The organism is Oxalobacteraceae bacterium OTU3CAMAD1 (assembly GCA_024123915.1).
In the GTDB taxonomy this organism is placed as follows: Bacteria; Pseudomonadota; Gammaproteobacteria; order Burkholderiales; family Burkholderiaceae_D; genus Rugamonas.
On sequence record CP099650.1, the window covers coordinates 3,801,397 to 3,818,744 of the forward strand.

Sequence of the window (17,348 nt, forward strand, 5' to 3'; positions counted from 1 at the left end):
TCAGGGCGCCGGCGCGGTCTTTTTGACCGCGCCGAACAGCGCCGCGACCATCGGATCGCGGCGCACCACCACCGCGTTGGCGCGCAACGGGTAAATGGTGTCGTCGATCAGCCGGTGGACGCGGTTGCCTTCGCGGTTGATGGTCGTGCTCAGCGTGGGGCCGTCGTAGATGTCTTGTGCCAGTTGTTCCATGATGTTCCTTCTGTTGCGATTACCTTGCGATTCTTATCAGATGCCCGGCTCGTGGTTGCCATTGTCGCTTCCGCCGGCCTTGCTGCGCCATCGGCAAAAAGGACTAGGCCGGGTTTGGCATCCGGTGCTTTAACCGCGCGGCGGCGCACAGATTGCGCCACAGTCCGATGCAGGCCAGGCACATCAGCGCCGCCGCCGGCCGTACCAGCGCCGGCTGGTAGCAGGCGCCGAGCAACAGCAGCAGGGCCGCTATGTGCGCGCCGAATTGCCACTTGGCCAGCCCCTCGGGAATGATCTTGTTCACCGCCGGCAGCTTGCGGCCGCTGGCGGCCATCTCGTCCTGCAAGTGGTACCAGGCCAGGAAGGGGACGATCTTGTACAGCATGCCGTTGATGGCCGACAGCGCGAAGCCGGCGATCAGCAGCACGCCCAGCGCCAAAGGCGTGGCGTTCGATACCTTGTCCTGCGGCCACAGCCACAATGCCAGTGCCGCCGCCAAGCTGGCCATGGCCACGCGCCAGTACAGCGTTGTTGGATCGGCCTGGGGCCTTTTGCGGCGCGCCAGCAGGTACAGCGTGGTGCCGGCGAACAGCGCGTATCCGGCCGCCAGCAGGATCAGGCACAGCTGGTGGAACAGCAGCCCGGCGCCGGGCAGCCCGCTCGACAGCGACGCGGCCACCAGCAGCATGAACAGCCAGGTGGTGTAGGAACCGGTCAGGAACGACGGGTAGGGCTCGGTCAGCATGAACATCGGCACCACCTGGAAGGCGACCGCGATCACCAGCAACCCCACCCAGCCGAGCAGGCCCCACATCGCGTGCAGGTCCGTCAGGCGCATCAGGGGCAGTTGCGCCGCTTCCGGCCAGGCGAAGGCGCCGGCCAGCATGCCGCCCAGCGCCGCGGTCAGCACCAGCGCCGTCAGCGCCAGCCGGATGCCGGCCACCACCGCGCCCGAGCCGTTGGCGTGCGGACGCCACATGCCCACCGTGCAGGCGCCCAGGAACAGCAGCAATGATCCCAGTAGCGCCGCCATCGCCAGCGCGAACAGCGCCGGTAGCTCCGACCAGAAGGCATACGCCAGCAGCAGCGTGCCGGCGCTCAAACCGAGGTGCACCGCCGCGCCGACCTTACCCACCTGCGGCACGGTGATGCCGGCGACGACCGGCAGCATTTGCAGCAGCGCGCCGATCATCGTCATGCTCAGGCAGCCGAGCACCATCAAATGCGTCAGCGCCAACGTCAGCGGCGACCAGCGCGTCAGCAGCGCGGCCTCGCCCTGCCACGTCAGCAGGCCCGCCGCCAGCGCGGCGAACAGCGGCGCGGTGAGGAAGTAGCGCAGCGGCAGCGACAGCGAAGGGTTGTTGTCGAACGAGAGCGCGCGGCGCGGCGCAGCGGCAAGCTTCATGCGTCACCGCCGTCGGGCACCTGCCAGATCAGCACTTCATAGCGCGCCTCGCACGGCGTGGTGCGGTGCGCGAAGCCGTAGCGGCGCAGCACCTGGTACAGCGGCACCGGATCGCGGTCGATCAGCACGCGCAGCCGTTCGTCCGGCCCCAGTGTGTCGAGCGCCTCGAGGATCAGCACCATGGGTTGGGGCGGCTCCAGCCCGCCGACGTCAAGCAGGCGCGCATTGCCGCCATGTGTGTTGTGCATCGTGTTGTCCTCGGTTATGTGCTGAACGGCATTGTCCCATTCGCCCAAGCACAATTTCTTTGATTCACATCAAGGATTCCGGGCTTGACGGCGCGATACAGTTCGTCCGCCATCCGGCATCGACTTTTTAGCTTCACGCCTTCCTATGATCCACGCTGAATCCGCTTCATCCGCGCCGCCCATCGAGCTGGTGTGCCCGGCCGGCAGCCTGCCGGCGCTCAAGGCCGCTGTCGACCTGGGCGCCGACTGCGTCTACCTCGGTTTTCGCGACGCCACCAACGCGCGCAACTTCGCCGGCCTCAATTTCGACGACGCCGCCATCTCCCAAGGCATCGCCTACGCGCATGCGCGCGGCCGCAAGGTCCTGCTGGCGCTCAACACCTATCCGCAACCGGAGACGAGCGCGCTGTGGCGCGGCGCCATCGACCGCGCGGCCGCCGCCGGCATCGACGCCGTCATCCTGGCCGATCCCGGCCTGATGCGCTACGCCGCCGACAACTATCCCGATTTGCGCTTGCACCTGTCGGTGCAGGGATCGGCCACCAACGCCGAGGCGATCAATTTTTATCACCGCCAGTTCGGCATCGCGCGCGCGGTGCTGCCGCGCGTGCTGTCGCTGGCGCAGGTCGAGCACGTCGTCAACAACACCGACGTCGAGATCGAGGTGTTCGGCTTCGGCAGCCTGTGCGTGATGGTCGAGGGCCGCTGCGCATTGTCGTCGTATGTGACGGGCGAGTCGCCCAACACCCACGGCGTGTGCTCGCCGGCCAAGGCGGTGCGCTGGCAGCAAAACCCGCGCGGTTTGGAATCGCGTCTGAACGGCGTGCTGATCGACCGCTACACGCCGCAGGAGAACGCCAGCTATCCGACCTTGTGCAAGGGCCGCTTCGAGGTCAACGACGAGACCTACTACGCGGTCGAGGAACCGACCAGCCTGAACACCCTGGAACTGCTGCCGCAACTGCTGGCGATGGGCGTGCGCGCCGTCAAGATCGAAGGGCGCCAGCGCAGTCCCGCCTACGTGGCGCAGGTCACGCGCGTGTGGCGCGAGGCGCTCGACCAATGCCTGCGCAACGCCGCGCGCTACGCCGTCAAGCCGGGCTGGATGGCCGAACTGAACACGCTGGCCGAGGGCCAGCAGCACACCTTGGGCGCCTATCACCGCGCCTGGAAATGACGACATGAACAACGGAAAAACTATGCTCAAACTTGCCCTGGGACCGCTGCTGTACTACTGGCCGCGCGAGAAGGTGATGGCGTTTTACGAAGAGGTCGCCGCCTCGCCGGTGGACATCGTCTACCTGGGCGAGACGGTCTGCTCGCGCCGCCACGAACTGCGCGCCGCCGACTGGCTGGCGCTGGGCGCGATGCTGGAGGCCGAAGGCAAGCAGGTGGTGATGTCGACCCTGGCGCTGATCGAGTCGAGCGCGGACGTCACGGCGCTGCGACGGCACACGGCCAACGGCCACTTCACCGTCGAGGCCAGCGACATGGGCGCGGTGCAGTTGCTGGCCGGGCAGGCGCCGTTCGTCGCCGGCCCGCACCTGAACATCTACAATCCGCCGACCTTGTCGCTGCTCGCCGAACTGGGTGCGCGACGCTGGGTCATGCCGCTGGAGATGGGCCGCGACGGTTTGCGGCACATGCAGCGGGAACGCCCGGCCGGCATCGAGACCGAGGTATTCGGCTTCGGCCGCATGCCGCTGGCGTTTTCGGCGCGTTGCTTCACGGCGCGCAACCGCAACCTGCCCAAGGACGATTGCCGCTTCAGCTGCATCGAGCATCCGGATGGCCTGGTCATGCGCACCCGCGAGAAGCAGGATTTCCTGGTCCTCAACGGTATCCAGAGCCAGTCGGCGCTGGTCTATAACTTGCTGGGCGAGCTGGGACAGTTGCGCGAGCTGGGTGTCGACGTTGTGCGGCTCAGTCCCCAGTCTCAGCACATGGGCAAGATCATTGGCGCGTTCGACGCGGTGCGGCGCGGTACGGCGCCGGCGGCGGCCAGCGCGCGCATGGTGGCGCCGCTGTTGCCGGCGCCGGCTTGCAACGGTTATTGGTATGGCAAGCCGGGACTTGAGCATCTGACGGAGGCTGCGGTATGACGCCGGGTACTCCACATATTGCCGGCGGCGCGCAGGCGCCGTCGTCGCTGCCGCCGTTGCTGGGCGCGCTGGGACGGCGTTTGCCGGCGTGGCCGGGATCGCTGCTGTGCGTGACCGCGTTGAACCTGGTGCTGCGGCAGCATTTGCCTGACGACGTGCGGGCTAGCTTGCGTGGCAAGCATCTGCGCGTGCATGTCAAGGATGCGGGCGTGGCTTTCGACTTCACTTGGCGGGAGACGGGGTTCGCGGCACTGCGGGCGGGGCCTGTGCCGGATCTGGAGATCGGGGCCGGTGCGCGGGATTTCGTGGCGCTGGCGCGGCGCGAGCAAGATCCGGATACGCTGTTCTTCTCGCGGCGGTTGTCGATGGAGGGCGATACGGAGCTTGGGCTGCTGGTCAAGAATACGCTGGACGCGGTGGATGTGCCGTTGACGGAGTTGGGCAGGCAGGCGTTGTTGCGGCTTGTGCGGTCTTTGCCGGGGTTCCGAGGGCCGCCGATGTGATCTTGGTGATCTTCGTGCTTTCGTGATTTTCGTAGGGCGGATTAGGCGGGACGCCGTAATCCGCCATAAGCCGCCGACGGAGCTTGGCGGATTACGCTTCGCTAATCCGCCCTACGTGGTTTAGAAGAAGGCGTGCGCGCGAGGGCATCAGTGGCTGCGGCGCATCGCGAAGCGCGGGAACATCGGCGCGATCCTCGCCAGTGTCTCCTTGCCGGGATAGCCGGCGATGGCGGCGGACACCAGCGCTTCGTTGTCGCAGCCGGTGGCGCGGAACTCCTGCAGCACGTAGTTGGCCACGCCCATGGCGGCCAGCGTCCCGGCCAACTCGATCAATACCGATGGTGGCAACTGGGCCGGATGCACGGTGGTGCGGCACTCGTAAGCGACGCCGCTGGCGAGGATCGCCTCGACGCTCGCGCGCGCCGGCGCGCCGCTGCCCGTGACGCCGGTGATATCGGCATAGCGGTCGAACGGCGCCTTGACGTCGAACCCTACCCAATCCAGAGACGGCAGCACCTTCCGCAATCTGTCCGGGTAGATGCACGCGGTTTCCAGGCCGACCTTGAAGCCTAGCGCCCGCACCTGCTGAATTGCCGTGCCCAGCGCCGGGTCCATGGTGGCCTCGCCGCCGCAGAACACCACCGCGTCGAGCAGGCCGACGCGCCGCTCCAGCCCCTCCAGCAGCGCGCGCCACGACAGCGGACTGTCGCGGGTGCGCTCCTGCAGATGCGGGTTATGGCAGTAGCCGCAGCGCCACGGGCAGCCCTGCACAAACACCACCGCCGCCAGCTGGCCGGGATAATCGGTGGTGCTGAACGGCGTGTAGCCGCCCACCTTGAGCGGTCTGCCGTCCATGTCAGGCTGCCGTGACGGCCGCTTCGCGGAAGTAGGTGCGCTCGTGGAACTCGCCTTGCTTGCCGGTGTTGAACGAGGAGACGGGGCGGTGGTAGCCCATCACGCGGGTCCAGATTTCACAAGGCTGACGCTCGGCGTCATCTAGCTCGATAGGTAGTTTGGTGGTTGTCATGGTAATTCCTTTCTAACAGTTGAGAAAACGGGGAAGCACTTTGGGCGGAACGCCGCCATCGGCCATCTTCGGGCCGCCGACGGCGCATGCATTGGCGGATTACGCTTCGCTAATCCGCCCTACGTGGAACAGCTGGTGAGCTGTTTGCGCGCCAGAATATCGGCGTCACACTTCGGACAAAACTTGTGGCTGCCGTTCAGGTAGCCGTGCTTGGGGCAGATCGAGAACGTCGGCGTGACCGTGATGTACGGCAGCCCGAAACGCCCCAGCGCGCGCCGTACCAAGGTGCGGCAGGCGTCGGCGCTGGACAACGCCTCCGTCATATACAAATGCAGCACCGTGCCGCCCGTGTACTTGCGTTGCAGCTCGTCCTGCTGCTCCAGCGCCTCGAACGGATCGTCCGTATAACCGACCGGCAGCTGCGACGAATTGGTGTAATACGGCATCTGCTCGGTGCCGGCCTGGCGGATATCCGGATAACGCTTGCGGTCCTCCTTGGCGAAGCGGTAGGTCGTGCCTTCGGCCGGCGTCGCCTCCAGGTTGTACATATGGCCGGTCTGCTCCTGGAACTCGATCATGCGCGCCCGCACGTGGTCGAGCAGCCGCAGCGCGAACGCGCGGCCCAACGGCGTGGTGATGTCGTGCCGGCCGTCGGGATCGAAGTTGCGGATCATCTCATTCACGCCGTTGACGCCCAGTGTGGAGAAGTGGTTGCGCAAGGTGCCCAGATAGCGCTTGGTGTACGGGAACAGCCCGTTGTCCATGTGCCGCTGGATCACCTTGCGCTTGATCTCCAGGCTGTCGCGCCCCAGCTCCAGCAGCCGGTCCAGCGCCGCCAGCAGCGCCGTCTCGTCGCCCCGGTGCAGATAGCCCAGGCGCGCGCAGTTGATCGTCACCACCCCGAGCGATCCGGTTTGCTCGGCGGAGCCAAACAAGCCGTTGCCGCGCTTGAGCAGCTCGCGCAGGTCCAGCTGCAGGCGGCAGCACATCGACCGTATCATGTTCGGCTTCAGTTCCGAGTTGATGAAGTTCTGGAAGTAGGGCAGGCCGTAGCGCGCCGTCATCTCGAACAGCAGTTCGGCGTTGGGACTGCCCCAGGCGAAGTCCTCGGTGATGTTGTAGGTCGGGATGGGAAAGGTGAACGCGCGGCCCTTGGCGTCGCCGGTCATCATGATCTCGATGTAGGCGCGGTTGATCATATCCATCTCCTGCTGCAAATCCCCGTACGCGAACGGCATCTCCTCGCCGGCGATGTGCGGGATCTGTTCGCGCAAATCCTCGGGACAGACCCAGTCGAACGTGAGGTTGGTGAACGGCGTTTGCGTCCCCCAGCGCGACGGCACGTTGAGGTTGTAGATCAGCTCCTGCATGTACTGCTTGACGTCGGTGTAGCCCAGGCTGTCCTTGCGCACGTAAGGCGCCATGTAGGTGTCGAAGGAGCTGAAGGCCTGGGCGCCGGCCCATTCGTTCTGCAAGGTGCCGAGGAAGTTGACGATCTGCCCGATCGCGCTCGACATGTGGCGCGGCGGGCTCGATTCGACCTTGCCCGGCACGCCGTTCAAGCCTTCGTTGAGCAAGGTGCGCAGCGACCAGCCGGCGCAGTAACCGGCCAGCATGTCCAGATCGTGGATGTGCAGGTCGGCCTGGCGGTGGGCCTGCCCCACCTCGGGCGGATAGACGTGGTTGAGCCAGTAGTTGGCGATCACCTTGCCCGACACGTTCAGGATCAGGCCACCGAGCGAGTAGCCCTGGTTGGCGTTAGCGTTGACGCGCCAGTCCTGGCGGTCGAGGTATTCATTGATCGACGTTTCGACGTCGACCAGCGACTGCCGGTCCTGGCGCAAGGTGGCGTGCTGCTCGCGGTAGACCACGTAGCGGCGCAAGGTCTGGCGGTAGCCGGCATCGTACAACACGCCTTCGACGGTGTCCTGTATCTGCTCGACCGTCAGCGCGTCGGGCGTGCGCGCCGAGGCCAGGTGCAGCAGTGCGCAATCGGTCAGCTGGCGTGCCTCGCGCAGGTCGAACTCGCCGCTGGCGCGGCCGGCCAGCAGCAGCGCGGCCTCGATCTTTTCGCGTCTGAATGGCTGGGCGCCGCCGTCGCGCTTTGTGACCATCGTGCTTGTGAATTCCTCTTTCACGCTCTCTCCTTGGATACTGTATGTAGTGGATGACGGCAGGTTAAATACTAGATGCTGTGCCTGTCAATCAACGACGCGATGACTTTGGAATTCCTTGATATGACCGGGTTTTTTCTTCACTCCGGTCAGCAGGCGCCAGGCGAACAGCGCCAGGAACAAGGTGCCGACGGCGAACACGACGTCGCCCGGTACGCGCATCCACACCAGCGTTTCCATGAACTTGGAGTGGACCACCTCGGGCGAACGGGCGAACCACATGCCGGTGGTGATGCTGGCCCAGGCCTGGTAGATACCGGCCGGCACCAGCGAGATGAACACCATCATCGCCAGGCCGATGTTCAGGCACCAAAACATCGGCGACAGCAGCCGGTCGGACCAGGCCAGGCGGTCGCTCAGGCCGCGCAGGCAGAACAGCAGCAGGCCGATGCCGAGCATGCCGTAGACGCCGAACAGCGCGGCGTGGCCGTGGGCGGCCGTCATGTTCAGCCCTTGCATGTAGTACAGCGCGATCGGCGTGTTGATGGTGAAGCCCAGCAGGCCGGCGCCGATGGTGTTCCAGAAGCCGACGGCGATGAAGCACAGGATCGGCCACTTGTAGCTATGCACCCAGGGCGCCGACTTCGAGCGCTGGTAGTTGCGCCAGGCTTCGACGCCGATCAGCGACAGCGGCACCACTTCCAATGCCGAGAACATCGAGCCGATGGCGATGACAAAGGTCGGCGTGCCGGTGAAGTACAGGTGGTGCAAGGTGCCGAGGATGCCGCCGAACAGGAACACGATGGTCTCGAGCACGATGGCGCTGTTGGCGGCGGCCGCGCGGATCAGGCCCAGGCGGGTGAACAGCAGCGCGATGACGGCCGTGGCGAACACTTCGAAGAAGCCCTCGACCCACAGGTGCACCAGCCACCAGCGCCAGTATTCGATCATCGAGTAGTGGCTGTGACGGCCCCACGTGAGCGAGGTGGCGTAGAAGCCGCCGATGCACAGCGCGGCCAGGAACACCATGACGATCAGGCCACGGCTTTCCGACGGTTTTTTCAGCGCCGGCCACAGCGCGCGGCCCAGCAGCAGCACCCAGAACAGCAGCCCGACGAACAGCAGGATTTGCCAGGTGCGGCCCATGCTGGTGAACTCCAGGCCCTGGTTGCCGAGCCAGAAGGCGAAGCCGGTGCCCTTGTGTTGCAGCGAACCGAGCCAGCCCATGGCGGTCGAGCCCACGACGATGAACAGCAGCGCGTAGAACAGCACGTTCACGCCCAGCTTCTGGAAGCGCGGCTCGTGGCCCGAGATGGCCGGTGCGATGTACAGGCCGGTGGCCAGCCAGGCGGTGGCGATCCACAGCACGGCAAACTGGGTGTGGATGGTGCGGCTGACGACGAACGGCAGGATCTCGGCCAGCGGGTAGCCGAAGAAGCTGTTGCCCTCGACGGCGTAGTGCGCGGTGATGACGCCCATGCCGACCTGCGCGAGGATCAGGCCGATGACGACGAAGAAGTACTTTTTGGTCGCCCGCATCGACGGCGTCGGCTTCAGGTGGAACAGCGGATCGTCCTTGGGCGGCACCGGATCGGCTTCCTCCTTGGCGGTGGAGTGGACCATCACCATGCCGGCGATGGCGCCGATCATCAGGATGATGCTGGCGATCGACCACATGCCCGCGCCGGCGCTGGGACGGTTGTCGATCAGCGGCTCGTGCGGCCAGTTGCTGGTGTAGCTCAGGTCGGCCTCGCCGGGACGATCGGTGGAGGCGGCCCACGACGACCAGAACACGAAGGCCGGCAGCGCGCGCAGGTCGTCGGCGTCGACCACCGCGTTGGCGGTCATCGCGTACTGCTCGCGCAGGGCGTCGAGCTCGCGGGCGTCTCCGAACAGGTCGGTGTAGTGGCGGGCCACGCTGCGCACGGCGGCGGCGCGGTCGGCCGACAGCACGATGGCGCCGCGCGCGGCGTCGTAGGTGTTGCGGCGCATTTCGTCCTTCAGGCGGGCGTTGAGCGCGGCCTGTTTCGGCTTGTCGAGCTTATCGAAGTCGACGCCGTGGTCGCGCTGGGCCCAGATCTGGCGCAAGGCCAGCGCTTCGCGGTGCAGCCAGTCGGCCGACCAGTCGGGGGCGACATAGCTGCCGTGGCCCCAGACGGTGCCGAGCTGCTGGCCGCCGGCCGACAGCCAGGCCTGCTGGCCGCGGTCGACCTGGCCTTCGTCGAACAGGACATCGCCGTCGACGCTGACGATTTGTTTGGGGATCGGCGGCGCGGTCAGGTAGATTTCCGCGCCGACCCAGCCGAGGACGGCGAAGGAGAGGACGCAGATGACGGCGAGCCAGGTCCAGAGCTTGCGTGTAGCGTGCATGACATGGTTCCTTAAGGTTGCTGGATGAGGGGGGCTTGCGCCCAACCCGCACGTCGAAAGAGGGGTCGTACCCCCTGGGGTACGACCCCGCAGCGGATCGCCGTGCGGGGTAATGGCGTCGATTCTAGGCGCCGCGCTTAAACATGTATATGCGATGCATGTTTTCCTTGATCCAGATTATGAACAAATGGCGGGCCCGTCAATCCCGCCCATACGACCTAGTCATTTCGGCATAGGCGGCTAGACTGCTTGCCGTGGCGCGGATAGCCGTCCTGCCGATTGGCGGCCTGGGCGGCGCCGCGTAACCTGATGCCATCCCTACGTGTATCAGGAGAATCAAGGTGTCAAATAACAATAAGGCAATCCAGGTGCTGGCCAGCAGCACGGTGTCGTTCACGATCTGCTTCGCGATCTGGATGATGTTCGCCGTGCTCGGCATTCCCATTAAAAAGATGCTCGGCCTGAACGAAACCGAGTTCGGCCTTCTGGCCGCGATGCCGGTGCTGAGCGGCTCGCTGGTGCGGGTGCCGCTGGGCATCTGGTGCGACAAGTTCGGCGGCCGCATCGTCTTCTTCCTGCTGATGCTGGCCACGGTGCCGGCGATCTACCTGATCGGCATGGCCACCGAATACTGGCAGTTCCTCGTGCTGGGGCTGTTTATCGGCCTGGCCGGCGGCTCGTTCTCGGTCGGCACGCCCTATGTGGCGCGCTGGTTCCCGCGTGAGCGGCGCGGGCTGGCGATGGGCATCTTCGGCGCCGGCAATTCCGGCTCGGCGCTGACCAAGTTCGTCGCGCCGGCCATCATCGCGACCTGGGGCTGGCAAACGCTGCCGACCGTCTACGCAGTCGCCATGCTGGTGACGGCGCTGCTGTTCTGGATGTTCTCGGCCACCGATCCGTCGCACCAGAGCGGCGCCAGCGTGCCGTTTTCCGAGCAGGTCAAGGTGCTCAAGGACCGCCGCGTATGGCGTTATTGCCAGTACTACTCGGTGGTGTTCGGCGGCTACGTCGGTCTTGCGCTGTGGATGACCAAATACTACGTCGGCGAATACGGCTTCGACCTCGGCCTGGCGGCCTTGCTGGCGGCCTGCTTCTCGCTGCCGGGCGGCGTGCTGCGCGCGTTGGGCGGCTGGATCTCGGACCGCTACGGCGCCTACAAGGTCACCTGGTGGGTGATGTGGCTGTGCTGGGTTTGCTTCTTCCTGCTGTCGTATCCGCCCACCGCGATGATCATCAAAACCACGCAGGGCGACGTGCACATGAATCTGGCGTTGTCGCCATGGGTCTTCACCGCGCTGCTGTTCGTGGTCGGCACCGCGATGGCGATCGGCAAAGCCTCGGTCTTCAAATTCATCGCCGACGACTTCAGCGACAACATCGGCGCCGTCTCGGGCGTGGTCGGCCTGGCCGGCGGACTGGGTGGCTTCGTGCTGCCGATCATGTTCGGCGCGCTGCTTGACCTCACCGGCGTGCGTTCCAGCGCCTTCATGCTGCTGTATGGCACGGTGTGCGTCTCGCTGGTGTGGATGCACTACTCGTTCCGTCCAACCGCCACGCAACCAGCAGTCGCGAACATGCCAGCGGGGGCCGCGGCAACTGCATAACCCAACAACCACGTAGGGCGGATTAGGCGGCACGCCGTAATCCGCCATGTATGAGCCGCCAACCACACGGTCGAAAGCCACAACGATTCAAGGAGAACAAAATGAGCAAATACATGATCAACACTTGGGAGCCCGAGAGCGCCAAGTTCTGGAGCAGCGGCGGCAGCAACACCGCCAACCGCAACCTGTGGATCTCGATCCCCGCGCTGGCGCTCGCTTTCGCCGTCTGGATGGTATGGAGCGTGGTAGTGGTCAACCTGCCAGCCATCGGCTTCCAGTACAGCACCAACCAGCTGTTCTGGCTGACGGCCTTGCCCGGCCTGTCCGGCGCCACCTTGCGCATCTTCTATTCCTTCATGGTGCCGATCTTCGGCGGCCGCAAATGGACCACCATCTCGACCGCCTCGCTGCTGATTCCGGCCATCGGCATCGGCTTCGCGGTGCAGGACGTCACCACCGGCTACCCGACCATGCTGATCCTGGCGCTGCTGTGCGGCTTCGGCGGCGGCAACTTCGCCTCGTCGATGGCCAACATCAGCTTCTTCTATCCCAAGGCCAAGAAGGGCTACGCGCTCGGCATGAATGCCGGCCTGGGCAACCTGGGCGTGTCGGCGGTGCAGTTCATCGTGCCGCTGGTGATCACCGCCGGCGTCTTCGGCGCCATCGGCGGCGAGGCGCAAACGGCCGTCAAGGCCGGCGTCACCACCACCTTGTGGCTGCAGAACGCCGGCTTCATCTGGGTGCCGTTCATCGTCGTCAGCAGCCTGTTCGCCTGGTTCGGCATGAACGACCTGGCCTCGGCCAAGGCCTCGTTCGCCGACCAAGCCGTGATCTTCAAGCGCAAGCATAACTGGCTCATGTGCTGGCTCTACACCGGCACCTTCGGCTCGTTCATCGGCTACTCGGCCGGCTTCCCGCTGCTGATCAAGACCCAGTTCCCGGACGTCAATCCGCTGCAATACGCCTTCCTCGGGCCGTTGGTTGGCGCGCTGGCGCGCGTCATCGGCGGCATCATCTCAGACAAGCTGGGCGGCGCCCGCGTGACCGTCTGGACCTTCGCCGCCATGATCGGCGCCGTCTACGGCGTCATCACCTTCCTGCCGCAGGGCGGCACGGGCGGCAACTTCAACGGCTTCTTCTGGATGTTCATGCTGCTGTTCGCCGGCACCGGCGTCGGCAACGCCTCGACCTTCCGCATGATTCCGATCATTTTCCTGACGGAGCGTCAACGCGCCGCCGCCGGCCAGCCCGCCGCAGTGCAACAGCAAGCCATCGTCGCCGCCAACAAGGAGGGCGCCGCCGTGCTGGGTTTCACCTCGGCCGTCGCCGCCTACGGCGCCTTCTTCATTCCGAAGAGCTACGGCACTTCGATCGCCATGACCGGCGGTCCGGACGCCGCCCTGTGGTGCTTCATCGCGTTCTACGTCAGCTGCATCGCCATCACATGGTGGTGCTACGCCCGCAAGAACGCGGACATGCCTTGCTAAGGGGAGCCTGACCATGCCAGCCGACGCCAAACCAGGCACCACGCCAGCCGCCAAGGTGATTCCGTTGACCCCGTCGGTGGAATTCGATGCCGCGCTGGTGCGCAAGCTCAACCAGACCGGACCGCGCTACACCTCGTATCCGACCGCCGACCGCTTCAGCGGCGGCTTCGGCCCCGGACAATACCGGGACGCCGTCGCCAGCCTCGATGCGGCGGGCAACCGCTCGCCGTTGTCGCTGTATGTGCACATCCCGTTCTGCGCGTCGCTATGCTACTACTGCGGCTGCAACAAGATCATCACGCAGGACCAGACCAAGGCGGTCGAATACCTCGGCTACCTATATCGCGAGATCGCCATGCAGGGCGCGCTGCTGGCCGGGCACAAGCGGGTCGACCAGCTGCACTTCGGCGGCGGCACGCCAACCTACCTGACGGACGGGCAGATGGACGAGCTGCTGGCCACTTTGCGTTCGCACTTCGACTTCGCCGCCGATGACGAGGGCGAGTTCTCGATCGAGGTCGACCCGCGCACCGTCACGCCGGAACGCGTCGCCACCTTGCGGCGTCAAGGCTTCAACCGCATCAGCCTGGGTATCCAGGATTTCGATCCGGCGGTGCAGCGCGCTGTCAACCGCGTGCAATCGCATGAACAGACCATCGCCGTGCTGGAGGCGGCGCGCGCCTGCGGTTTCCGTTCGATCAGCGTCGATCTGATTTACGGGCTGCCGCTGCAAGGCGTGGCCAGCTTCGGCCCGACGCTAGACAAGATTGTCGCCGCGCGGCCGGACCGCGTCGCCGTCTACAACTACGCGCACATGCCACGCCTGTTCAAGGCGCAGCGCCTGATCGTCGAGGACGAGTTGCCCGACGCCGAGACCAAGCTGGCCATGCTGGGCCTGTGCATCGAGCGCCTGACGGCCGCCGGCTACGTCTACATCGGCATGGACCACTTCGCGCTGCCCGAGGACGACCTGGCGCGCAGCCAGCGCGAGGGCGGCTTGCAGCGCAACTTCCAGGGCTATTCGACCCACGCGGACGCGCCGATGGTGGCGCTGGGCGTGTCGGCCATCAGCGCGGTCGGCGCCAGCTACAGCCAGAACGAAAAGACCCTGTTGGCGTATTACGAGCGGCTCGACAGGGGCGAGTTGCCGATTTCGCGCGGCATCGGCCTGAGCGAGGACGACCTGCTGCGGCGGGCCGTGATCGGCCAGCTGATGTGCGATTTCGAACTCGATTACGCGCGGCTGACCATACCAGGCGGCGTCGACGCGCGCATCTACTTCGCCGCCGAGATCGAACGCTTGAAGCCGCTGGAGGACGAGGGCCTGCTGTGCATCGGCAGCAAGGGTCTGAAGGTGAAGATGCGCGGCCGCCTGCTGATTCGCAATATCTGCATGGCGTTCGACAGCTATCTGCACGCGCCGCTGCCGGAAGGGCCGGCGCTGGCGCGCTATTCGCGAACCATTTGAGGCTATTTGCATGGACAAGAAACACATCAAGGTGCAGACCTTCCTCACGCGAATGCCGTTGTTTAACTCGATGGGCGCGGAGGAGCTGGACCGCCTGGCCCTCGGCACCACCGAGCGGCACGTCGAGCGCGGCGAGATCGTCTTCCAGCGCGGCGAGCCATGCCTCGGCTTCCACCAGGTGCTGTACGGCCAGGTCAAGCTGTCGTTCACATCGGTGTCGGGCGGCGAGAAGGTGATCGAGCTGATCGGGCCGGGCCACAGTTTCGGGCAGGCGTTGATGTTCATGGGCAGTCCCTACATCGTCTCGGCCCAGGCCACCGAGGACACGCTGCTGTTGCACGTGTCGAAGGCGGCGATTTACCGCGAGGTCCACAACGACCCGGAATTCGCCTGCAAGATGCTGGCCGGCCTGAGCCAGCGCATGCACAGCCTGATGTGCGACATGGAATCGTACTCCCTGCGCTCGGGCACGCAGCGGGTGGTTGGCTACCTGCTCAAGGAGCTGGCCGAGGACGGGCCGGTCGAGCTGACCTTGCCGGTGACCAAGGCCGTGCTGGCGTCGCGGCTGAACCTCACACCCGAGCATTTTTCCCGCATCCTGACGGAGCTCAGCACTCAGAAGCTGATCGCGGTCAAGGGGCGCAAGATCAACATTGCCGACGCCGCCGCGCTGCGCCGCTGCGCCGGCTGAAAGAACATCATGCAGGACATCGAAAAATTCATTAGCGGTTTCAGCCGCTTCCAACAGCACTATTTCAACGACAGCCAATCCTTGTACGACAATCTGCGCGCTGGACAGCGTCCGGGTACCTTGCTGATAGGCTGCTGCGACTCGCGGGTCGATCCGGTGCTGATGACCGGCAGCGACCCCGGCGACATGTTCGTCGTGCGCAACATCGCCAACCTCGTGCCGCCGTGCACGCCGACGGCGTCGGCTGGTGTCAGTTCGGCGATCGAATTCGCCGTCTGCGAGCTGGAGGTTGAGCGCGTGATCGTATTGGGCCACGCCCGCTGCGGCGGCATCCGCGCGCTGATGGCGCCCCGTAAAGCCGAGCGGGAGACGGACTTCGTCGGCCAATGGATGCGCATTGCGGAACCGGTGGCCGCGCGGGTGCGGCGCGACCTGGGGCACCGTGACAGCGCCGAGCAGCACCACGCGTGCGAGCTGGCCAGCATACTGCTGTCGCTGGACAATCTGCTCACGTATCCCTGGCTCAAGCGCCGCGTCGACGAAGGCAAGCTCAAGCTGCACGGCTGGTACTTCGATTTGGAGAGCGGCGCGTTGATGGCGTATTCGGCCAGACAACAACAATTCCTGCCGCTGGTATGCCCGTTGCCCGCCCGCCGCGCGCTGGACGAGGTGCCTGCGTAACAACGGCGACACGTAGGGCGGATTAGCGTAGCGTAATCCGCCATGCATGCGTTTCGACGGCTCGTAGATTGGCGGATTACGGCGTTCCGCCTAATCCGCCCTACGTGTCACTCCGATGAATCGGACTTTTTCGGCTCCGGCTGAGGGTCGTCCTTTGCGTTCAATCCGAACGTATCCCAATCTTCGCCGAATAACTCCACCGGATGCTGCGTGCGGTCCGAGCCGTTGCCGCAGACCATGTCGCTGGCGGCGCAATATTTGTCGCAACCCCAGCAAATCAACTCCGGCCTGGCCGGATGCAGCGGAAAGATCTTGGCCATGGCGGCCGCCTTACGCGTGGCGTAGCAGGTCGCCGCTGCGGTCGAACGCCAGCAGCCGGTCCATCTGGCCGTTCTGGATCGCCGCGAGCATCTTGTTCAACGCCGCATCGGTCTGCTTGTGGTCGGGCAGCACGCCGCCCTGGCCGGACAGCGTGGTCACCAGCACCACATCCCAAGGCTGACCCATGCGGCCGGCTTCCTCGGCCAGGTTGTCAAAGGTGTCCAGCTCGCCGACTTGCTTGTCGACGCACATGACAGGCACCAGCGTCGTGCGGCCCATGGCGGCGCCTTCCTCCGGCTCGGCGACCGCGAACGTCATCAGCAGGCGTTGCGGTTGGGACTGCACGGCGGCGGCGATCAGTAATTCTTCAAAAGTGGCGATATTCATGGGTTCCTCGTGGGTTGGGGAGGGCGCGCGCGACATGGCGGCCCGGACCGATGGTCCTCAGCCTTCGTTATACAGGGGCGCCGTGGGCCGTGATATCGCCATGAATGACTAGTTCGCCTAGTTCGTTTGCCGTGCGGGGCGGCGGGAAATGCTTGATGCACATCATGGATCGGGAGCTGACCGTCACTCGACAATGTGCTCGCGCGCCACAGCCTGTGGCCGGAACGAGAGGGAAGCATGAGATCGAGACAATTGAGTCGCCGCGCCGCCGGTGTGGTCGCTGTCGGCGTGGCCTTAGTCACTACGGCAATATTTCAGGGATATGGAACGGGGGATGTGGGTTCGCCGGCGCCGCCGTCGGACGCGCGCTGTGACGCACCGCAGGCGCGGCCATCATTCGGGCAGACCGCCATCCTGGCGCAGATACGGTATGACAGCGGGCTGGTGCTGCGCTATTGCGGTTTGCAATCGATGTTTGCGCAGCTGGGCGCGCTGGAGCAGCCGGGCTTGGTCCGCGCGGTGCACGTGCTGACCAGCGAGGGAGAGTGGGTTGACGCGCGTGATGCGCATTATGTGCGCGGGCAGGGTGGTGTGGCGCTGGCGTACGCGTTGGACGGGGCGGCTGTGCTCAGTTACGCCCAATTGCTGCGGGCGTGCGCGCGGGGCGATTGCGGCGCGTGATAGCCCACCAACTAGTCACTTCTGCCTAGACCGTCTACTCCTTCTCCCACCGCGCAGCCACCTTCTT

General features: G+C 65.3%; 18 protein-coding genes. 9 read left to right on the forward strand and 9 right to left on the reverse strand.

All coding sequences use genetic code 11. The annotated features are described in order from the left end of the window. The 3 genes from NHH88_16520 to NHH88_16530 all read right to left on the reverse strand — a co-directional run bounded on the left by NHH88_16520 (position 1) and on the right by NHH88_16530 (position 1,845). Positions 1 to 192 (reverse strand): hypothetical protein, encoded by a 192-nt coding sequence (locus NHH88_16520; protein USX11326.1) that lies wholly within the window; start codon positions 190 to 192, stop codon positions 1 to 3. Positions 193 to 295: 103 nt separating this feature from the next. After that, positions 296 to 1,597, reverse strand: coding sequence for a permease (locus tag NHH88_16525; protein USX11327.1), 1,302 nt, complete (start codon positions 1,595 to 1,597; stop codon positions 296 to 298). Beyond that, positions 1,594 to 1,845, reverse strand: coding sequence for a DUF2249 domain-containing protein (locus tag NHH88_16530; GenBank protein USX11328.1), 252 nt, complete (start codon positions 1,843 to 1,845; stop codon positions 1,594 to 1,596). Before NHH88_16530 ends, NHH88_16525 begins: the two co-directional genes overlap by 4 nt. A gap of 145 nt (positions 1,846 to 1,990) precedes the next feature. Here NHH88_16530 and NHH88_16535 point away from each other — a divergent pair, with 145 nt between their 5' ends. From NHH88_16535 to NHH88_16545, 3 genes are read left to right on the forward strand one after another with little or no spacing between them, the layout of a single operon-like run. Then, positions 1,991 to 3,022 carry a U32 family peptidase gene (locus NHH88_16535; GenBank protein ID USX11329.1) on the forward strand — a complete coding sequence of 344 codons (1,032 nt, stop codon included), beginning with the start codon at positions 1,991 to 1,993 and terminating at the stop codon, positions 3,020 to 3,022. Between the two features lie 22 nt (positions 3,023 to 3,044). Beyond that, entirely contained in the window at positions 3,045 to 3,947 is a 903-nt protein-coding gene (locus NHH88_16540) for a U32 family peptidase (protein USX11330.1), read from the forward strand. Beyond that, positions 3,944 to 4,450: an SCP2 sterol-binding domain-containing protein gene (locus tag NHH88_16545; protein ID USX11331.1), complete on the forward strand. Its 507-nt coding sequence runs from the start codon at positions 3,944 to 3,946 to the stop codon at positions 4,448 to 4,450. Before NHH88_16540 ends, NHH88_16545 begins: the two co-directional genes overlap by 4 nt. 147 nt (positions 4,451 to 4,597) lie before the next feature. Here the strand turns inward: NHH88_16545 and NHH88_16550 are convergent, their stop codons facing one another. The 4 genes from NHH88_16550 to NHH88_16565 form a co-directional block, all read right to left on the reverse strand. Next, the gene (locus NHH88_16550) at positions 4,598 to 5,305 is read right to left on the reverse strand and encodes an anaerobic ribonucleoside-triphosphate reductase activating protein (protein USX11332.1); all 708 of its coding nucleotides are present in this window, start codon (positions 5,303 to 5,305) and stop codon (positions 4,598 to 4,600) included. Position 5,306: 1 nt separating this feature from the next. Beyond that, positions 5,307 to 5,477, reverse strand: a complete 171-nt coding sequence (locus NHH88_16555) for an anaerobic ribonucleoside-triphosphate reductase (protein ID USX11333.1) — start codon at positions 5,475 to 5,477, stop codon at positions 5,307 to 5,309. A 119-nt stretch (positions 5,478 to 5,596) separates the two neighbouring features. Further along, positions 5,597 to 7,591 (reverse strand): ribonucleoside triphosphate reductase, encoded by a 1,995-nt coding sequence (locus tag NHH88_16560; protein USX17354.1) that lies wholly within the window; start codon positions 7,589 to 7,591, stop codon positions 5,597 to 5,599. 87 nt (positions 7,592 to 7,678) lie between these two features. Continuing rightward, positions 7,679 to 9,961 (reverse strand): nitric-oxide reductase large subunit, encoded by a 2,283-nt coding sequence (locus NHH88_16565; protein ID USX11334.1) that lies wholly within the window; start codon positions 9,959 to 9,961, stop codon positions 7,679 to 7,681. A gap of 416 nt (positions 9,962 to 10,377) precedes the next feature. Here NHH88_16565 and NHH88_16570 point away from each other — a divergent pair, with 416 nt between their 5' ends. From NHH88_16570 to NHH88_16590, 5 genes are all read left to right on the forward strand, one after another. Continuing rightward, entirely contained in the window at positions 10,378 to 11,565 is a 1,188-nt protein-coding gene (locus NHH88_16570) for a NarK/NasA family nitrate transporter (GenBank protein USX17355.1), read from the forward strand. Positions 11,566 to 11,666: 101 nt separating this feature from the next. Next, positions 11,667 to 13,052 carry a NarK family nitrate/nitrite MFS transporter gene (locus NHH88_16575; protein ID USX11335.1) on the forward strand — a complete coding sequence of 462 codons (1,386 nt, stop codon included), beginning with the start codon at positions 11,667 to 11,669 and terminating at the stop codon, positions 13,050 to 13,052. Between the two features lie 13 nt (positions 13,053 to 13,065). Continuing rightward, entirely contained in the window at positions 13,066 to 14,520 is a 1,455-nt protein-coding gene (gene hemN, locus NHH88_16580; GenBank protein USX11336.1) for an oxygen-independent coproporphyrinogen III oxidase, read from the forward strand. 10 nt (positions 14,521 to 14,530) lie between these two features. Next, positions 14,531 to 15,211 (forward strand): Crp/Fnr family transcriptional regulator, encoded by a 681-nt coding sequence (locus NHH88_16585; protein ID USX11337.1) that lies wholly within the window; start codon positions 14,531 to 14,533, stop codon positions 15,209 to 15,211. A 9-nt stretch (positions 15,212 to 15,220) separates the two neighbouring features. Then, positions 15,221 to 15,892 (forward strand): carbonic anhydrase, encoded by a 672-nt coding sequence (locus NHH88_16590; GenBank protein ID USX11338.1) that lies wholly within the window; start codon positions 15,221 to 15,223, stop codon positions 15,890 to 15,892. A 107-nt stretch (positions 15,893 to 15,999) separates the two neighbouring features. On the opposite strand, the gene NHH88_16595 is transcribed toward NHH88_16590, so the two are convergent. Continuing rightward, positions 16,000 to 16,212, reverse strand: coding sequence for a DUF3079 domain-containing protein (locus NHH88_16595; protein ID USX11339.1), 213 nt, complete (start codon positions 16,210 to 16,212; stop codon positions 16,000 to 16,002). Between the two features lie 10 nt (positions 16,213 to 16,222). Continuing rightward, a complete protein-coding gene (locus tag NHH88_16600; GenBank protein USX11340.1) occupies positions 16,223 to 16,600 on the reverse strand; it encodes a hypothetical protein in 378 nt (125 codons plus the stop codon). 336 nt (positions 16,601 to 16,936) lie between these two features. Here NHH88_16600 and NHH88_16605 point away from each other — a divergent pair, with 336 nt between their 5' ends. Next, positions 16,937 to 17,281, forward strand: coding sequence for a nitrous oxide reductase accessory protein NosL (locus tag NHH88_16605; GenBank protein USX11341.1), 345 nt, complete (start codon positions 16,937 to 16,939; stop codon positions 17,279 to 17,281). Positions 17,282 to 17,348: the final 67 nt, after the last annotated feature.

Bases quoted from the DNA above. Each gene is read 5' to 3' on its own strand.
- NHH88_16575 (USX11335.1), top strand. From the start codon at position 11,667: ATGAGCAAATACATGATCAACACTTGGGAGCCCGAGAGCGCCAAGTTC.
- NHH88_16530 (USX11328.1), bottom strand. From the start codon at position 1,845: ATGCACAACACACATGGCGGCAATGCGCGCCTGCTTGACGTCGGCGGG.
- NHH88_16535 (USX11329.1), top strand. From the start codon at position 1,991: ATGATCCACGCTGAATCCGCTTCATCCGCGCCGCCCATCGAGCTGGTG.
- NHH88_16550 (USX11332.1), bottom strand. From the start codon at position 5,305: ATGGACGGCAGACCGCTCAAGGTGGGCGGCTACACGCCGTTCAGCACC.
- NHH88_16540 (USX11330.1), top strand. From the start codon at position 3,045: ATGCTCAAACTTGCCCTGGGACCGCTGCTGTACTACTGGCCGCGCGAG.
- NHH88_16525 (USX11327.1), bottom strand. From the start codon at position 1,597: ATGAAGCTTGCCGCTGCGCCGCGCCGCGCGCTCTCGTTCGACAACAAC.
- NHH88_16600 (USX11340.1), bottom strand. From the start codon at position 16,600: ATGAATATCGCCACTTTTGAAGAATTACTGATCGCCGCCGCCGTGCAG.
- NHH88_16520 (USX11326.1), bottom strand. From the start codon at position 192: ATGGAACAACTGGCACAAGACATCTACGACGGCCCCACGCTGAGCACG.
- NHH88_16595 (USX11339.1), bottom strand. From the start codon at position 16,212: ATGGCCAAGATCTTTCCGCTGCATCCGGCCAGGCCGGAGTTGATTTGC.
- NHH88_16555 (USX11333.1), bottom strand. From the start codon at position 5,477: ATGACAACCACCAAACTACCTATCGAGCTAGATGACGCCGAGCGTCAG.
- NHH88_16585 (USX11337.1), top strand. From the start codon at position 14,531: ATGGACAAGAAACACATCAAGGTGCAGACCTTCCTCACGCGAATGCCG.
- hemN (USX11336.1), top strand. From the start codon at position 13,066: ATGCCAGCCGACGCCAAACCAGGCACCACGCCAGCCGCCAAGGTGATT.
- NHH88_16560 (USX17354.1), bottom strand. From the start codon at position 7,591: ATGGTCACAAAGCGCGACGGCGGCGCCCAGCCATTCAGACGCGAAAAG.
- NHH88_16545 (USX11331.1), top strand. From the start codon at position 3,944: ATGACGCCGGGTACTCCACATATTGCCGGCGGCGCGCAGGCGCCGTCG.
- NHH88_16590 (USX11338.1), top strand. From the start codon at position 15,221: ATGCAGGACATCGAAAAATTCATTAGCGGTTTCAGCCGCTTCCAACAG.
- NHH88_16570 (USX17355.1), top strand. From the start codon at position 10,378: ATGATGTTCGCCGTGCTCGGCATTCCCATTAAAAAGATGCTCGGCCTG.
- NHH88_16565 (USX11334.1), bottom strand. From the start codon at position 9,961: ATGCACGCTACACGCAAGCTCTGGACCTGGCTCGCCGTCATCTGCGTC.